Genomic DNA, 16,687 nt, shown 5'->3' with positions numbered 1-16,687 from the left:
TGTCACAGCGTAAGCATTCAGCTATCAGCTATCAGCTATTAGCTATCAGCTATCAGTTATCAGCTTATGCGCTACAGATGGTGCTACTTGAGGTGCTATCAGCTATCAGTTATTGGCCAGGTTACTGTTCGCGCAGCGTGCGCGTAGCGCAATCCGTGCTTTTGAATAAAATAAGCTGACCACTGACCGCTGACCACTGACTGCTGAACGCGCACGCGTGCGCGTAGCGCATATGCTTAGATGGGCTTTTGCCCACACTTTCAATTCTGTAAAATCTCGAACTATTAAATTCTCCCTGTCGATGTTTATTTTAAGCATGATAGCTGACGGCTGAATGCTTAAGTCACGGCTGTTTCATCAAATGATTTTTAATATTCATAGTCGCAAGCTCACGGTCTACCCTGATTCGGAACGAGTGTTTGTTCATCTATTTGGCTCACAACCGACAGCATTCTGGCTAGACAGCTCTCGCGTAGAACCTGGTCTATCTCGTTTTTCTTTTATGGGAGATGGTACAGGACCAAACAGCCTGGTAGTGCAATACTCGATTACTGACCAAAAACTTACCATTAACTGCTCAGGCCAAACAACACATCGTAGAGAAAGTATCTTCTCCTATCTACACAGAGAACTTGAGCGTCGATACAACTGTTTAGAAGGGCTTCCGTTTGACTTTAACTGTGGTTTTGTTGGCTACTTTGGTTACGAACTAAAAGCAGAATGTGGAGGAAATATAGTCCATCAATCGCAATTTCCAGATGCGATGTTTCTCTTAGCAGACCGAATTATTGCTTTTGACCATCAAGAGCAAGTAACCTATCTGTTGTGTCTGACTAAAAAAGGGGAAACTGAGCAAACAAATGCTTGGTTTGAAGGTATCGAAAAACAGCTTTGTACTCTACCTCCTTTGCCTCCCATTGAGTTAGACTATACTCATCGAAAAGTTAGCTTTCGATTGAGTCGTTCCTACCAGAGATATCTGGAAGATATTCAAGAAAGTCTCGATCAAATTAAAGCTGGAGAAAGCTACGAAATTTGCTTGACTAACAAAATTTATGCCAATATCGAACTTGACCCCTTGGCATTTTACCGAAGGTTGCGCCAACTCAATCCTGCACCCTACTCTGCCTTCCTAAAATTTGGCGAGCTAGCTGTGGCTTGTTCATCCCCAGAACGATTCCTGAAAATTGACCCCTCAGGTTGGGTGGAATCTAAACCCATCAAAGGAACTGCCGCACGAGGCCAAACAGAAGAAGAAGATCGACTGTTGTGCGAAGCGTTACGCACTCAGGAAAAAAACCGTTGTGAAAACATAATGATTGTAGACTTACTTCGGAACGATTTGGGCAGGGTTTGCGAAATTGGCAGTGTCCATGTCCCTAAGTTAATGGATGTGGAAACCTATGCCACAGTTCATCAACTGGTGAGTACAATTCGGGGTCGTTTGCGTCCAGATGTAAGGGTGGGAGACTGTATCCGTGCCACATTTCCTGGAGGCTCCATGACTGGTGCTCCTAAGATCTCAACCATGGAGATTATTGATCGATTGGAACTTCAGGCCAGGGGAATCTATTCCGGAGCGATCGGGTTTCTTGCACTCAACGGTGCTGCAGACCTTAACATTGTGATCCGAACTGCTGAGATTACTCCCAATCAGGTATCGATTGGTATTGGTGGTGCTCTGATTGCCTTATCGAATCCCCAGCTGGAATTTGAAGAAACCCTACTGAAGGCTGAAGCCCTAGTGCGTGCGATTGTCTACACGGTTTGTGGAGAGTTTTCTCCAGAGTTGTTTGAGATTGTTGATACTCCCGTCGCTAAATCACGAGATTATAGCGAGGGATTCTTAAGAGTATAAAACCCTTAACGGCTGAACCAAACAGCCTCTACACCCTCAGATCAAATCCTTGGGCTTACTTTTTCAAGGTTTTTGTTGATTTAAGTTTCCAGCAGAGGCTTTTCAGCTTGCACTTAAACCGACACTCTTCTCTCCCTAGGAGACGCTAAGCGAACGAGTGTAATAATATATCTATTATAGCAGAAATATTTAGGATACGCAACAAATTCGGTATCCAATTTCCAAGGGGCTGTGTGGGTCACCTGCAGGAGCACTTTATACGCCCCGTCTCCCGCGCTTGTCTAAGGGCTATAACGGGAGGGGAATTGGAGTTTAGATGGTTTACAAACCGAGATGGTTAATTGTTAATTGTTTGTTAATTGACCATATCTGTTAGTTAACCCTTTTGTCCACTGCTGTAGTGAAAGTCAACAACTACCAGACAATAACCTATCGGTAGACCCTCACTTGGGCGGTAGAGTGCCGAACTTCGTTCGGTAAAGTTGTTGAATTGCCAAAGCTACCAAACCAATGGTAGTAATACCAAAGATAAACGTGGCTAGGGTACTGACTCCCACTACCAGCGTCCGAACTGCGATCGCAATTTTGAGGGCTGTCTGAGAGTTAGACGTGAGGGGTTTATTAGCAAAGGTTGTAGCAATCGAGGCAGTTATAAAATAAATAGCGCTCGTCAATCCTCCAGAAATCAATGCTCCCGTAAGGCAGCGCCAGGGGGAAGGTAGCGCTTGAGTACTGTTAGGGGTTTCCGTGTCTTGGTTAGATGTTGTCATTAGTCATTAGTGACCAGTATTCAGCAAGTATTAAGCAGGGTTTAAACTATTATCCAGTAGCTTGTTATCTGTACTAGGTGTTATCTCTACTCGTTGAACTCTCCGGAGGCTCACCCACAGGGGATTATAACCTGACAGATCTCAACCAGTTATCGATACCAGGATCAATAACGAAGCTACCAGATATAATATTACCTTTGTGTGTGTGTAATTACCTTTGTGTGTAATACTTAGTTTTAAGATGGTTTGATAGCTGCTTCCAACCTTTGTAGGGCTTCTTTGAAGTCTTGATTAACAATAGTCACATCAAATTCATCAGCAGCTTCAATTTCGGCTTTGGCAATAGAAAGGCGTTGGGCGATTACTTCTTCACTATCCTTACCCCTCAAGCGAATCCGCTGCTCTAATTCATCTAGACTTGGGGGTAGTACAAAAATACGCAGGGCAGAGGGAAAGGTTTTGTTGATTTTCCTTGCCCCAACCAATTCTATTTCTAAAATAACTGACCTACCCTTCTCAAGAAGCTGCTTGACTGGCAAACTAGGTGTACCGTAGTAATTACCAGCGTACTCAGCCCACTCTAAAAGCTCATCCCCTATGATCATTTCTTCAAACTGGTCACGAGTGACAAAGTAATAGTGTTTCCCATGCACCTCCCCAGGACGTGGTTGCCTGGTGGTTGCTGAAACCAAAAGCTCAAGTTCCGGGTGTCGCTTCAGGAGCTGGCGCAGCAAGGTTCCTTTACCAACACCAGAAGGACCAGTCAATACAATGAGTCTCCCTGCTTCCATGTTGAGTCTAGTTAAGCTTCAAGCTTAATGGTTACCATTGTGACTATCTTTATTGATAACGAAGCGATGGGCAACAGTTTCTGGCTGAATTGCCGAGAGGATGACATGGCTGGAATCGGTCACAATTACCGCTCTGGTGCGACGCCCGTAGGTTGCATCAATGAGATATCCACGCTCTTTTGCCTCAGTAATGATCCGCTTGATAGGAGCAGACTCTGGAGAAACAATTGCTACAACTCGGTTTGCTGAAACAATGTTACCAAAACCAATATTAATCAGCTGAATGTCCATGAGCAACTAACGGCAAAAGCCGGATGAGAAGCTAGTATAAGTATTCAAGTACAATAGTAGCGACATTAATTTAGCCTTACAAGCCTAAAATCCGGTTTTTTACCAGATTTTAGGGAATCATCCGTCTTAACTCTTGAGTGCATAGGGTATTTTGTTCCCAGATAACCAACCCATGGCTCAAGCTGGAGCAAGGGTGCGTGGGTCACTAATCCTGGGATGATAACTGCTGATAGGCAAGGTACACAGCCTCCAGAAACAAGTTAGCCGTGACAACTGACGGTACCTTTTCCAAGGCAATCATGTCTTTGACCTGATCAGCCAGTTGTCGGCTTAACTTCGCTTTTGCCTGAAATGTCATTGCCTCCCGCCGCTGCAAATACTCTCGAATCATAGCAAAGTCTTCTGGCTGCAAGGGGGAGAAATCTGCCTGGGTTTGGAGCTGATTGGCTAAGGCTTGAGCCTGATCGGAGATCTCGAAGCTAGCAGAAGCCATAGGCTGCTCTTCTTGGACTACCAGGGTTCCTGCTAACCAATCTCCCAAGCGTTTCTCTCCCTTGCTAAAGATAATTAAAAATACTCCCAGGAACCATAAATCATCAACAGGTCTCAGCAAAGCACGTAGGGTAGCTTGCTGTAGTCTCACTGGTCTAGCATCATCACGAATGACACGAATTTTACCATAGCGCTTACCTGGTGTTTGTCCCTGCCATAGGGTTTCAAACAAAACGAAATAACCCACGTAAATCGAGAAAGTAATAAATAGATAAATGGCTAATAGCCACAACCCTAAATCATTAATACCAAAAAAATAGTCTAATAAGTCCAGCAGTTGGGAAGATAAAAAGCCCCAAGCAATTAGAAATACTAATAAAATTAATCCTAAGACAATATAATCAATTAGCAAGGCATAAGCTCGACTGCCAATCCCTGCTAAGGTTAATTCTAATTCAACACTTTCTGGGGTTTGTATAGTGACTCGATTAAAAAAATTAATCGGTGTTGAGCTTAGCTTCCCCATAGCTGTAAATCTATGCCTTCTTTACGACTACATAGATCGTAGTATATCACTGATTTAATCGCTTGCCAGAAAGGAACCAACAAGGCACCACTAGCAAAGCTCAACCCAAAAACTAGCACTAAATAAAGCCAGATAAAAATTGCTGATTCTTGAGGAAACAAAAGAGATAATAGAGTTTGTATGATGAATGTAGCTATCTGTACAGCAATCGAAATTGGTAGTGATATTAAAAATCCAACAACTACTATCCCTTGAATACGTAATATAAATCCCTGAGTTAATTTCCAGCTGCGACCAATGGCTGCCCTGGCACCGATAGAATTTTCTATAGCCAGGGTTATTTCATAAATCAACAACCGAGATATAAACCAGATAAATCCAAATAAAAAAGCAATCATAAAAATACTCAAAACCAGAAATCCTATGATAACCATAGCAACACTATTTTCAGGGAGAGTATCGAGACTATCTAAAATAGTACTGCTATTCCCGGCAATTGAAGCAAGGACTCCGATCAAGATACTAAGAAGAACAATAATTACCATTATTGCCACCCAAGTTATCAAGGATACTAGGATTGCTACTCCAAAAGTTATCAAGAATACTAGGATGCCTGCTCTGAAAAAACTCCACATCCGAGGATTGACATGGCGGCGAGCCTCATTCACTGTTTCTGGACGTTCAATGATTTCCCTAAACGCTAGACGTGAAATTAGCCCAAACATGGCAGAAAACTTAGCCCAGCCATATATGGGAACTAATAGCCATAGATAACCGATAAAAGCTAGACGATAATATAACTTAAAATTGTCGCGGTAGATCCGCAAACCGACATTAACGACATTACCAATACTGAGTGGTCCTAAAGATTGGTTGGGACTAGGCTCATAAGACATGGGTCGATGGGGCTATTGATGGCAAGACAAGTTTTAACGCTATCTTAAGGGAGGTTTAGGAAAATTACACGGAAACTTTATGAATATTAAACGTTGGATTGGGCGGCGGGAAGCAAATTGGAAACAGTTGGATACTCTCCTGCAACAAGTGGAGAAACGAGGAATCAAGTCTTTACCAGCATCCCAAATCAAGAAACTCGCTAGTTTGTATCGCTCTGTCTCAGCGGATTTAGCCCGTGCTAGAACTAACCAAGTAGGCAATACTCTGGTCAAGGATTTACAACGACTCACCTCTCGGGGCTATAACCAGGTTTATCAAGGTTCTCGCCGTCAAGACTGGCAAGGTTTAGGGGAGTTTTGTCGGTGGGGTTTCCCTGGTGTAGTGCAACAGACGTGGAGTTATATTGCGATCGCAACCGCAGTGTTTCTCCTCGGGGCCTTAATTTCCTGGTGGTTGGCTTGGCAAGATCCAGTGTTTATCTCCCTGGTGGTTCCGGAACAGTTAATTGAACAGGTACGCGATCGCCAGGAATTGTGGATGGGTTCGATTTTGGGCATGAAACCCTTAGCCTCCAGTGGCATTATGATTAACAATATATCGGTATGCTTTCGGGCAGTGGCTGGTGGGATTACCTGCGGTGCCTTTACCCTATATATCATGGCATTCAACGGAATACTGATTGGTGCCATTGGGACGTTAGTGGGTCAAAATAACTTAGCTTATCCCTTCTGGGCATTTGTGTTTCCCCATGGTTCCCTGGAATTACCCGCTATCTTCTTTGCTGGTGGAGCCGGTTTACTAATCGGTAGAGCAATTCTGTTTCCAGGCCAATATCGCCGGGTAGATGCATTGAAATTTTATGGCTCCCAAGCGGCTCAGTTGATGTTTGGGATTGTGCCGATGTTGATTATTGCTGGTATTATTGAAGGGTTTTTATCTCCCAGTCCCTTAGTGCCATCATTCCTCAAGTATTTGGTTGGAATCGGACTGTTTACCCTTTTGGTTATATATTGTAGTAGTCAGAAACTTGAGGATACTTCAAAGTAGATTCCGAGCTTTAACTCGTAAGTAGCTCTCAACCAGTTGCTGACTAATCTGATTCGCTGGTGCATCCAAGACCAAAACTCCTTTTTGCTTCAACCGGGCAAAGGCAACTTGGCGCTGGGCAATTAAATCCAGAGCCACAGCACGGGTATAAGCGGCTTGCCCCGGGTCAGGGTTGAGATCAACACTAATGCTATTTCTCCCCTGGGCCTGGTATTCCCTGTGCCAAAGCTGGTCTTGACTAGGAATTTTCTCTAACTCAGCTGTATTAGGCGGAGTGTGCGCCAATTGGTCAACAAGGGGGTCTCGAAGGGTGACACAAAACGGTAAGTAGCGAGGGGTGAGGCGTTCTAGGGCTGCTAGCAATTCAGCGGAAGCAGTAACATCCACGATGTCTGTAATCAGTACGACTAAAGCACGACGAGTTTGCTGATTCACGAGTTTTGTAACAGCACCAAAATAGTCCGGTTCTAATAACACTGGCTGAATCGGAGTGAGGCGTTCTATGAGTTTCGATAGTTGATGTTGACCCCGTTCTGGTGGAATCCAGGTCGTTATGTCTCGATCGAAGACACCCACGCCCACGCGATCGCCCCGATGTAACCCAGCTAATGCTAGGGCTAGAGTACTATTCAATCCCCAATCAAACCGCTTCAGTTGAAGTACCTGTGCAGTCATCAACCGTCCCCGGTCCAGTAATATAATTAAAGTCTGCTCTTTTTCCGGTTCCAGCACCCTTACTAAAGGGCGAGAGCGGCGAGCGGTGGCTTTCCAATCAATCAGGCGAGTGTCATCACCAATGCCATAGTCCCGCAGTTCAGCAAATTCTGTGCCACCACCCAAGCGTCGGGAACGGCCGATGGTACCAGTATTTTCCAGGGTCAGGCGAATAGAAAGCGATCGCAAACTAACTAAGTCTGGATAAACTGCTACGTTCTGACTCCCTGGGATTTTCCAATCATGCCACACCAAGCCCCAAGGACTCAACTGGCGCACGTGAATATCTCCCCAGTGAAACTGACCTCGCTTGGCTGGGTGAACCGTATAGGTTAGTTCCTTGTTACTATTCCGGTCAATGGTAGCAGTGATAGTTGGGGTGGAAACAGCAAACTCTAATGGATAGTAGTCCTTAATCAGAATTCGAGCAACCTGATTTCTAGATTCCACTGACAGCACAATCAGATTATCTCGCCCAATGGATAACCGTTGTAAAGGGGTGCGGGTTACCTTGACTCGGTTAGGTTTGACCCGTTTTCCATCCCATAAGGCTATACCAAGGACAATTCCATCAAAGACAAGAGTACTAATTAGACTGATTTGTTGATTAAAAACAGTAGCAAGTAATAATGCGATCGCAATACCTAGTATTAACAGTAAATAGGTTCGTTGTGAGGGAATCATAATTTTTTTTGAGTGCTGAGTGCTGAGCCACTCACCTAGGCACTGGAACTTGCTTGAGTAATGAAGCAATTACTCCATCGATCTCTAACCCATCTAACTGCACCTCTGGTTTCAGAATCAGACGGTGACGTAGTAGAGGGAGTGCGATCGCTTTTACATCATCCGGTGTCACATAATCCCGTCCTGATAACACAGCTTGGGCTTTACTGGTTTGTAACCAAGCTACAGCAGCTCTCGGGGAGGCTCCCAAGGCTAAATCAGGATTTTGCCTGGTTTGCTGAACTAAGGCTAGCAAATAATCCAGCACCTTCTCGTCTACTTGGACAGCTTTAACCTCTTGACGAGCACTAAAAATTTGTTCTACAGTTGCTAGAGGTTTCAGACGTTCTAAATCCAAACGGCGTCCACGAAATCCTTTCTGAGTATTGAGCAACATTTGCTTTTCTGCCGCTGCATCTGGGTAATCCACTACCAGCTTGAATAAAAATCGGTCTAACTGAGCTTCTGGTAGGGGATAGGTGCCTTCAAATTCTAGAGAGTTTTGGGTAGCAATTACCCAGAATAATTCAGATAGAGGCAATGTTTCCCCGTCCAGGGTGACTTGCTGCTCTTCCATTGCCTCTAGCAGCGCTGCTTGGGTTTTGGGTGGGGTGCGGTTAATTTCATCAGCTAGCAAAATCTCAGTAAAGACTGGTCCCTTTTTGAGGGTAAAGTTGCGGGTATTCAGGTCAAAGATATTGGTTCCTAAAATATCCGATGGTAGAATATCTGGGGTTAACTGAATCCGCCGAAATTCGGCTTGGATTAGCCTTGCTAGAACTTTGACAAGCAAGGTTTTACCGGTTCCTGGTACCCCCTCAATAATGACATGTCCACCACTAAGCAAGGCTACGAGTAACTGTTCGACTAGGGTCGATTGACCGACAATTATTTTGCCAAGGGTTTGCTTGAGGCGGTTCAAGACAGGGATATCATTGGTCATTTGGGTTGATTCGCTATCCTGTGGGACAGTTTTCGTGGTACCACAATAGCATGGGCAAACTCTGGTTGATTGGGGTTGGGATTAGTTAGCTTGATATCCCGTGGTTTCCGAAATCCAGCAGTTGTGATCATCCCATCAATCAATACGAATTTTCTGCCATTTTCCCAACCATTTTAGTAAGTCTGACTCCCTAATACGACGTTTACTAGATTGGATTTCCAGCAATTGTTTCAGTTCTGTAGCTGGACGTCCAGTTTGCTCAACCCAAGCATCAATTAGAGCTTGCTCCTCAAGCAGAGTCTGTCCTAATCCCAGTGCTTTTTGCAGTTGCAGTTGTTCGTCTTTTCCCACAACTTCCAAGACAAACTCAGTGCTGCCTGCTTTTTGCAAAACACCTGCTAATGCTCGGATGTAGGCTTCGCTGTTATCCACCACTGGTTCAGATCGGGTCAATGGTTGTCCAAAGCGGCGATTCAGAGCCCAGATGGCAACCAGAAGAATGATTAATCCTTGGATAAAGGCTGGCAACAGAGGGGTTTTCGCTAAATAACTGAATAGAGTCTCACCTACTTCTCGCTTGATCACATCCACATCTTTGTAACCGTGGAGGTATTCATCCACCCAAACGGGATTTTGGTTAGTTAAATTCCCCTCTGCTTTCAAGGGAGTAACCAGTTGGGCTAATAATTCATAGTTAGCCGGAAAGTCCTGATAGGCATTGGCAGCCAGATCCGATGTAGTGGCAAAGATAACTCTACCATCACCAATAGGCTTTTCCCAAACCACAGCACCAAAGCGATCGCTTAAAATTTTCTTCCCCTGATTACCCTTGTATCGCCGCCTGGTGTTAACCTTAACCTTTCCCGTGGAAGCCTCTTGGAGAGTACTAAAAGCAGCGTCAGTAACCGGCTGCTTGACTCCCAAAATCACCATCCTATTGCCCTGTTTAATCCATTCTCGCTCTTTACCATAAATAGCATCTACTGTCAACCAACTAGTGACACGCAATAAGGTAACCGAGCCTTGAGCATCCGTCTGATTCGCTAAATCCTCAAAGGGTTTTTGCCAACGCTGTACAGGAGTTCCCCGTTTTGCCATGTAAGCGTACCAAGCGCCATAGCCATAGGGAGCGCGGCTGTAAGTAGAACCGCTATTGATTTTATTATTAGCTGGAGCAGCTACCAGGGTAATCATCATTAGTACCACGATTGCGATCGCACTAATTACCCCTAACCGACGCTTAGGAAATTTCATCCTTCATCCTTGGCCTTTCACCCACGCTACGCGAACATACTTTATCCTTGGCCTTTCGGCCACGCTACGCGAACAACCTTCATCTGTTGATAAGCCTCCTTGCACCGTTCAAAAACCTGACTAGAGACTTCGGCGTTACTAAAACACAACTGCTGGTGGGTGATCAGTAAGATTTGGTATGGTTTAGGTTGCGGTAATTGCTGGATGAGTTGTAGATATTCTCCATCCGTGCGACTAGGATGGCGAGGGGCAATGCCAGTATCGTGTAATTGCTGCAACATCCCCATATACAAGCAACGACAGGCTTCCCTGTAGTTAGCCTGCTGCTGATAGTTTTGCGATCGCTCCCACCAATTGACCACTGATAATTCTCGAACTGGTCGTTTTGTCACTCTGTTTGCAGCTTGAGTAAGTTGTTGGTAATAAGAAATAATATAAGGATGTAATGCTCTGATCAGTCGCACCCCTAGCCAGCTTAGGATTACAGCCACAAGTAACCAAAACGTTATCCTAATCCCCTGGCCTAGTATAGGAGACAGTAACCAAGATGGCAGTGAGCTTTGGGGTTGGTCAAGAGGCACCTGAGACATTGTCAGCTCCCACCACTCCCCGAATTGTCGTTGCAGCAGCTGCAACTGCCAATCCAAACTGTTTTTTTCAAAGGAACCAGTAGACATAAGATACTGATAACTAATAATATCAAACAGCGGATTTAGGGCATGGATTAAGTCATCCGTGCATCCGTGTTATTATTGTGTGTAGTCCACCCTTCTATGCTTTCCCATTTACCATAATCTAAAATAACAGTACTTGAAGCCGGTAAAACTGCTATTTACTAACATGACAAGTCTCTATACTGACATTGAGATCAATGTCCCAAGGCAGAAGGTTTGGCAAATTTTGTTCCATAAACAGCAGTGGAAGTACTGGAACACATTTCTGTTTGATTGTGACTCAACTTTACGGTTTGAGCAGGGGAAAGAAGTCTTTCTGTCGCTGCGACGGCTTCCCAATGAAGAAGAGACAGAATTTGAGCCATTGGTGACACAACTTCAGCCTGGTGTGTGTCTAAGTTGGGTGTCTTCTATCCCTGGCTTTCGTAGTGAATGTGTATTTGATTTGCAAGAAATAGGAGTGGGTCGTACCAAATACGTCCACAAACACTCTTATTCCGGTATATTGTCTCGGGTGTTTCTACCGTTTATCCGAGAGGATGAGTTACGAGGTATTAAACGAATGGCATGGGAGTTGAAGCGTTATGCTGAGGGGTTTTAGAACGTTAGTATGGCGCTAGCACACGCTTAATCCGGGTGAAGTGTTAAAGATGACACTGTAGACACTAACGACTTAACCACACCCGGAAGCACTGGTTTACCAGACAAGTAATCCCTTAGTCAAGATAGCCCATTAGTTCATCTGTCCCTTCACTAACATTTGTAGCAATAGGACGATTTTGGGGTAATGGCTTTACGCTCAGCTGTTTCCTATCGATGTATCCAGAGGATCCAGTTCCTTTAGCAGTGAATTGGAGTTCCTTGTCTTTATTGCTATCTGTGCTGCTCATATCCCTCCTGGGACTCCTGAGTTAGAGTCAAAAATACCTTATTATATAGCTAAGTCTGGTCTAAGTTGACCAAGTTAGGCTTACATTGACACTCCCCACGGCGCTTATGCCGGGGGATTCTTGCTTCGACGAACTGACTTTAATACACAAGGGTTTTGCCGTTCCTCGCACCGAATAACCGTGTACAAACGTATTATCTAGTTTGAGCAAGTGTACCCAGCGGTCTGATCTCCACAAGCGTACTGGAATAAGTCATCCAGGGTTTGGGCGTGCCCCGCCCTACCTTTCACTAAAAAAACTAACTTTGGCGCTTTGGTCGGTACTCTGTCGAGTCCATGCGTTTTAAGGGTTTTTCGCTCCCTTGCTACTACCATCGCTTTACGTCGTAGATTAATTGGTGATACCGACGAATTTTCACCTGTGGTAGGCCAGCCATAGCATTATAACATAAATAAAAGAAATAAAACGCCGAATCGCTCAATACTTTAAAAGCTCAATTCTTTTAAGTGAGGGGTCAGACTAACCCCGTATCTAAAGCTAGAGGCGTATAGACCTCACCCCTGAAACTACCCAATTTTTCACTCAAGGTTATACTATCACATTTGATAGCCTTTCTATAGCTAAAGTTGCTAGAACTACCACAGCCACAGTGCTCCCCCGTGATGTTTAGTAGATTTTGGGATTGATTGAGAGATCAGTACAGTTACCAGTAAAGCTAGCAATACAGCTACCAGTTAAAGCTATTCAGGGCATGAGTACTCTAGATGTTGGCCTCAACAACTATGATTGTGCCAGCAATAGTGAACAGATTCATCGGCCATAACCCAATAGTTACGGCCAATAACCATTAATCATTACTAATCACTAATAAATCTCTAGCCTTGCTCTGGATTGTTCTATAGTCCTTAAGGATTGGTTCTAGTCCTTCTTCTTCTTTTTCAACATAATCGTCTAAATCTCCAAATACTCTTTTAATTTCTTCATAAATCAGAGTACACTTTAAGGTAAGTTGCTGATGAATATCAGATATCAACTTAGTTTTATCACTCTCTAATTTTTTGCCAATCTTGCTAATTATCATTCTTCTTTTCAGATAAAGCGCTCCCCCGGAGACTAAAATTCCAACTCCGGCAAACGCAGCACCGATAAGATCCAATATTACTATTTCCGTTATCGCCATAAATAGGCCAGCAATTACTGTTACTGCCGCTCCACCTAATATATTGGTAGCGACTCCACTAGCGTTTGATTTTAAGGAATTGATAAACTCAGCATCTTCAAGGAGCTTAGACGCTTTTTGCTTAACGTCTTCAAACACCTCATGACGGCGCTCCATAACTCGGATAGATAGATTGCTATTACTGGAATAATTCTGGATAGTCTCCAAATCTTGTATTAACGAATCAATTAGGTTTTTAATATCCCCTAAAAAATGGAGTGTCCCCTCTTTTAAGGTTTCTTCTAACGAGAGCTGTAGCTCTGGTTCATACTTAGCCTTGATCTGATCGATCCAGGCTTGGATTGAGGCATTTTTCTTAACGGTACCAACAACGGACTTATTGATTAGTTTAGGAAAGGTGAAACCAGCGCTAAAATCAGATTTTATTTGCTCAGCAACTAGATCATAGTTGGCAGCCAACTTATCCACCAGTTTAGTAATGTCATCTTGAGACTTTTTTTCACCGACAGCTAGTTTAGTTTTGATTCGTTCTACTGATGATTTATCCAGCTCTAGTTGCCGTTGGATAGATTTTAATTCATGCTCTAATTCATCAATCACGTTTTGAGTGCGATCGCTAATTGATTTAAGTTTAATTTTGTAAGTCTCCCCACCGGTAACCATATCATTAATAAATCCTCTCACTTCCCTAAACCCACTCCCCTCCTCATTCCCATTGTTTTCTAATTCCGCTGATGTCGCAAAAACTATAGGAGACTCAATATGTCGTTGACTAGCATAGTCTTTAACTCTCTGAGTATTTCGGCTTAATTCTTCTGGTTTAGTTAAATCAGACTGTTGAAGTATAAAGACTACTTTTTTACGCCATTGCTCACTAACATAATCCAGGAGTTCCCAAGCTGTTTTATGATAGGGATTCTTAGCGAAGAAGACAAAAAACACTAAATCACTGTTAGGAATATAGTTTTCAGTAATCTCTTGGTGGTTTTTCAGAATCGTATTCGTTCCAGGAGTATCGACAATTGATAAAGTTTTCAAGATATCAATGGGTAAACCAATTTTTCGTAACGTTGGGCTAATTTCTTTTTCAAACTGCTCCTCTGAATAAACAATTTTTTGAATAACATCCGTACATGGCTCAACATCAGTTTGACAAATTTTTTCTTGAATTATGGCATTAATAAAGCTACTTTTTCCGGCTTTTACTTCTCCAACAATAACTAACAAAAACGGTTCATTACTATTTTTTTGTATCGTCCTTATTTTTGACTGTAATTCCGGTTTATTGATTTGAATAACAAATTTATGCAAATCTTGTAATAGGTCATCAATATAAAGTTTGTGGTTGTACAATACTTGATCAATAATTTGATTGTTCATTAATCTTACTCCCCTAGATTATACTATCCTAAATTAGGACCAAATAATTAGTCAATTTTCTAGCTATGGTAGATTGATTATAGTTTTTTTAAAAGGATATCGCCAAAAACACTGATCAGGTAAACATTCAGCTCTCAGCTGTCAGGGATCATCCCTTGATTAGTCATTAATCAGTAGTCATTGGTCATTTGTCTAATGCGATCGCGAAGCTGTTCCTTGTTCCGTTCGCGAACGGAACATCGCATCTTAACAAGACTCAGCCGTCAGCCGTCAACATATTTCACTCGACTCTGGTTTGCGTTCGCGAACGGAACATGGCATCTTAACAAGACTCAGCCATCAGGGATTACCCCTGAATATTATTTCACTCGATTCTAGTTTGCGTTCGCGAACGGAACATCGCATTATGAATCGGGGGGTAGAGTCCCAATGTTGACGAGACCCGAATCCCCTCATATCGTTGTAAATTTTCTCGAAGTGCTGACGCAGTTGAGGAAGAATAACCTTTAAAATCTCTCTCACGGTAACCAACTCAAATGGATAAAATTCGCTTATTGCTTATTGTTTCAGTTTAATCCCTCTTGGCTAGGTTTGTCTAAAGACCATTGCTCAGGACTGAGCCACTGATCCAGTATAATCAAATTAAGTCGAGATGGCATAGTGCTTGTAGATAGCAAGACTAATCATGGCAGCAACACACATACGCTTTGACTGGGCGATCAAAAAACAACTGCGAGATAAAGCTAATTATGTTGTCCTCGAAGGCTTTATCAGCGAATTACTCGGGGAAGTGATTACCATTGAATCGATATTAGAAAGCGAAAGTAATCGAGGGACACAAGACAATAAACTCAACCGGGTGGATATTCTAGCTCTCAATAGTGCGGGAGAGTTATTGCTGGTGGAGGTGCAAAATAGTTCGGAAAATGATTACTTTCAGCGGATGTTATTTGGAGTTTCGACTCTGATTACCGAATATCTGGATAAAGGAGAGCCTTATAGTAAAGTCAAAAAGGTCTACTCCATTAATATAGTTTACTTTCCCCTCGGCCAAGGAGAAGATTACATATATGAGGGGAAATTAGATTTTATCGGACGTCATATCCAGGATAGACTAGAGCCATCAAATCTCCAGAAGGAGTTGTTCAAAATTGAGCAGGTGTACCAGATATTTCCGGAATATTACATCTTGAGAGTGAAACAGTTTAATGATGTGACTAGAAACAGTTTGGATGAATGGATATATTTCCTGAAAAATAGTGAAATCAGGGAAGACTTCCAAGCCAGGGGATTAGCCCAAGCCAAAGAAAACCTGAGGATTGAGAATCTCCCGAATACAGAAAAGGCAGCCTATCAGAAATATCTGGAAGATAAACGGTATGAAATTAGTATGCTGGAAGGGGCAGAGGCAGTCGGAGAATTAAGGGGTAGAGAAGAGGGCATAAAACAGGGTAGAGAACAGGGCATAAAACAGGGAATAAAACAGGGCATAGAACAGGGCATAGAACAGGGCATTCAACAAGAACGTCGTGCTAGCTTGGAGCGAATACTCCAACTAAGATTTGGAACGATTCCTTCAGAGATATCTGAAACAATACAAGGCTTAGATATCCAACAAGTGGACAACTTGATGGCAACGGCATTAACAGCTCGTTCTTTAGATGAGTTTAGCCAACATCTGCCGAATTAATGGCCAGGTGTTAAACTAGAAGTCTAAAAGAGATTAAGTCGAGATGGCATAGTGCTTGTAGATAGCAAGACTAATCATGGCAGCAACACACATACGCTTTGACTGGGCGATCAAAAAACAACTGCGGGATAAAGCTAATTATGTTGTCCTCGAAGGCTTTATCAGCGAATTACTCGGGGAAGTGATTACCATTGAATCGATATTAGAAAGCGAAAGTAATCGAGGGACACAAGACAATAAACTCAACCGGGTGGATATTCTAGCTCTCAATAGTGCGGGAGAGTTATTGCTGGTGGAGGTGCAAAATAGTTCGGAAAATGATTACTTTCAGCGGATGTTATTTGGAGTTTCGACTCTGATTACCGAATATCTGGATAAAGGAGAGCCTTATAGTAAAGTCAAAAAGGTCTACTCCATTAATATAGTTTACTTTCCCCTCGGCCAAGGAGAAGATTACATATATGAGGGGAAATTAGATTTTATCGGACGTCATATCCAGGATAGACTAGAGCCATCAAATCTCCAGAAGGAGTTGTTCAAAATTGAGCAGGTGTACCAGATATTTCC

The 16,687-nt window shown here is 43.1% G+C and carries 18 protein-coding genes; 6 read left to right on the top strand and 12 right to left on the bottom strand.

Translation table 11 applies throughout. The features are described from left to right. Nucleotides 1–334 precede the first annotated feature (334 nt). The gene (gene pabB, locus F6K63_RS17940) at nucleotides 335–1,858 is read left to right on the top strand and encodes an aminodeoxychorismate synthase component I (protein WP_287312800.1); all 1,524 of its coding nucleotides are present in this window, start codon (nucleotides 335–337) and stop codon (nucleotides 1,856–1,858) included. Nucleotides 1,859–2,301: 443 nt separating this feature from the next. On the opposite strand, the gene F6K63_RS17935 is transcribed toward pabB, so the two are convergent. From F6K63_RS17935 to F6K63_RS17915, 5 genes are all read right to left on the bottom strand, one after another. Beyond that, entirely contained in the window at nucleotides 2,302–2,628 is a 327-nt protein-coding gene (locus F6K63_RS17935; protein ID WP_008191363.1) for a DUF3082 domain-containing protein, read from the bottom strand. A gap of 236 nt (nucleotides 2,629–2,864) precedes the next feature. After that, complete coding sequence (gene gmk / locus F6K63_RS17930; protein WP_008191364.1) at nucleotides 2,865–3,419, bottom strand: guanylate kinase; 555 nt, start codon at nucleotides 3,417–3,419, stop codon at nucleotides 2,865–2,867. A gap of 24 nt (nucleotides 3,420–3,443) precedes the next feature. Beyond that, nucleotides 3,444–3,710: an extracellular matrix/biofilm regulator RemA gene (remA, locus tag F6K63_RS17925; RefSeq protein ID WP_008191366.1), complete on the bottom strand. Its 267-nt coding sequence runs from the start codon at nucleotides 3,708–3,710 to the stop codon at nucleotides 3,444–3,446. 205 nt (nucleotides 3,711–3,915) lie between these two features. Next, the gene (locus F6K63_RS17920; RefSeq protein ID WP_008191368.1) at nucleotides 3,916–4,728 is read right to left on the bottom strand and encodes an RDD family protein; all 813 of its coding nucleotides are present in this window, start codon (nucleotides 4,726–4,728) and stop codon (nucleotides 3,916–3,918) included. Beyond that, entirely contained in the window at nucleotides 4,716–5,624 is a 909-nt protein-coding gene (locus F6K63_RS17915) for a DUF975 domain-containing protein (protein ID WP_071102382.1), read from the bottom strand. Before F6K63_RS17915 ends, F6K63_RS17920 begins: the two co-directional genes overlap by 13 nt. A gap of 79 nt (nucleotides 5,625–5,703) precedes the next feature. Here F6K63_RS17915 and F6K63_RS17910 point away from each other — a divergent pair, with 79 nt between their 5' ends. After that, on the top strand, nucleotides 5,704–6,672 hold the full coding sequence (locus tag F6K63_RS17910) for a stage II sporulation protein M (protein ID WP_071102383.1): 969 nt from the start codon (nucleotides 5,704–5,706) through the stop codon (nucleotides 6,670–6,672). On the opposite strand, the gene F6K63_RS17905 is transcribed toward F6K63_RS17910, so the two are convergent. The 5 genes from F6K63_RS17905 to F6K63_RS17885 are packed head-to-tail and all read right to left on the bottom strand — an operon-like array spanning nucleotide 6,664 to nucleotide 10,983. Next, nucleotides 6,664–8,070 (bottom strand): DUF58 domain-containing protein, encoded by a 1,407-nt coding sequence (locus F6K63_RS17905; RefSeq protein ID WP_071102384.1) that lies wholly within the window; start codon nucleotides 8,068–8,070, stop codon nucleotides 6,664–6,666. The two genes, F6K63_RS17910 and F6K63_RS17905, sit on opposite strands and share 9 nt — an antisense overlap. A gap of 31 nt (nucleotides 8,071–8,101) precedes the next feature. Continuing rightward, nucleotides 8,102–9,052, bottom strand: a complete 951-nt coding sequence (locus tag F6K63_RS17900) for an AAA family ATPase (RefSeq protein WP_071102385.1) — start codon at nucleotides 9,050–9,052, stop codon at nucleotides 8,102–8,104. Beyond that, nucleotides 9,049–9,183 (bottom strand): hypothetical protein, encoded by a 135-nt coding sequence (locus tag F6K63_RS17895; RefSeq protein ID WP_271969576.1) that lies wholly within the window; start codon nucleotides 9,181–9,183, stop codon nucleotides 9,049–9,051. Before F6K63_RS17895 ends, F6K63_RS17900 begins: the two co-directional genes overlap by 4 nt. 4 nt (nucleotides 9,184–9,187) lie before the next feature. Continuing rightward, nucleotides 9,188–10,306, bottom strand: coding sequence for a DUF4350 domain-containing protein (locus F6K63_RS17890; protein ID WP_287312799.1), 1,119 nt, complete (start codon nucleotides 10,304–10,306; stop codon nucleotides 9,188–9,190). A gap of 41 nt (nucleotides 10,307–10,347) precedes the next feature. Then, entirely contained in the window at nucleotides 10,348–10,983 is a 636-nt protein-coding gene (locus F6K63_RS17885) for a DUF4129 domain-containing protein (protein ID WP_008191386.1), read from the bottom strand. 163 nt (nucleotides 10,984–11,146) lie between these two features. Here F6K63_RS17885 and F6K63_RS17880 point away from each other — a divergent pair, with 163 nt between their 5' ends. Beyond that, entirely contained in the window at nucleotides 11,147–11,581 is a 435-nt protein-coding gene (locus F6K63_RS17880) for an SRPBCC domain-containing protein (RefSeq protein WP_008191388.1), read from the top strand. 115 nt (nucleotides 11,582–11,696) lie between these two features. Here the strand turns inward: F6K63_RS17880 and F6K63_RS17875 are convergent, their stop codons facing one another. Both F6K63_RS17875 and F6K63_RS17870 read right to left on the bottom strand, forming a co-directional pair. Continuing rightward, nucleotides 11,697–11,870, bottom strand: a complete 174-nt coding sequence (locus F6K63_RS17875; protein ID WP_008191390.1) for a hypothetical protein — start codon at nucleotides 11,868–11,870, stop codon at nucleotides 11,697–11,699. A gap of 847 nt (nucleotides 11,871–12,717) precedes the next feature. After that, nucleotides 12,718–14,430 carry a dynamin family protein gene (locus F6K63_RS17870; RefSeq protein WP_287312798.1) on the bottom strand — a complete coding sequence of 571 codons (1,713 nt, stop codon included), beginning with the start codon at nucleotides 14,428–14,430 and terminating at the stop codon, nucleotides 12,718–12,720. A gap of 180 nt (nucleotides 14,431–14,610) precedes the next feature. Between F6K63_RS17870 and F6K63_RS17865 the strand changes: the two genes are divergently transcribed. The 3 genes from F6K63_RS17865 to F6K63_RS17855 all read left to right on the top strand — a co-directional run. Next, nucleotides 14,611–14,808 carry a hypothetical protein gene (locus F6K63_RS17865; protein ID WP_131826841.1) on the top strand — a complete coding sequence of 66 codons (198 nt, stop codon included), beginning with the start codon at nucleotides 14,611–14,613 and terminating at the stop codon, nucleotides 14,806–14,808. Between the two features lie 307 nt (nucleotides 14,809–15,115). Then, a complete protein-coding gene (locus F6K63_RS17860; RefSeq protein ID WP_287263546.1) occupies nucleotides 15,116–16,120 on the top strand; it encodes a PD-(D/E)XK nuclease family transposase in 1,005 nt (334 codons plus the stop codon). A 76-nt stretch (nucleotides 16,121–16,196) separates the two neighbouring features. Continuing rightward, on the top strand, nucleotides 16,197–16,687 hold a 491-nt coding region (locus tag F6K63_RS17855), incomplete at its 3' end, for a PD-(D/E)XK nuclease family transposase (protein WP_287263545.1).

Source organism: Moorena sp. SIO1G6 (genome assembly GCF_010672795.1).
GTDB classification, from domain to species: domain Bacteria; phylum Cyanobacteriota; class Cyanobacteriia; order Cyanobacteriales; family Coleofasciculaceae; genus Moorena; species Moorena producens.
The sequence above is the reverse complement of the archived record's forward strand: the minus strand, read 5'-3'. Positions and strand labels throughout refer to the sequence as shown.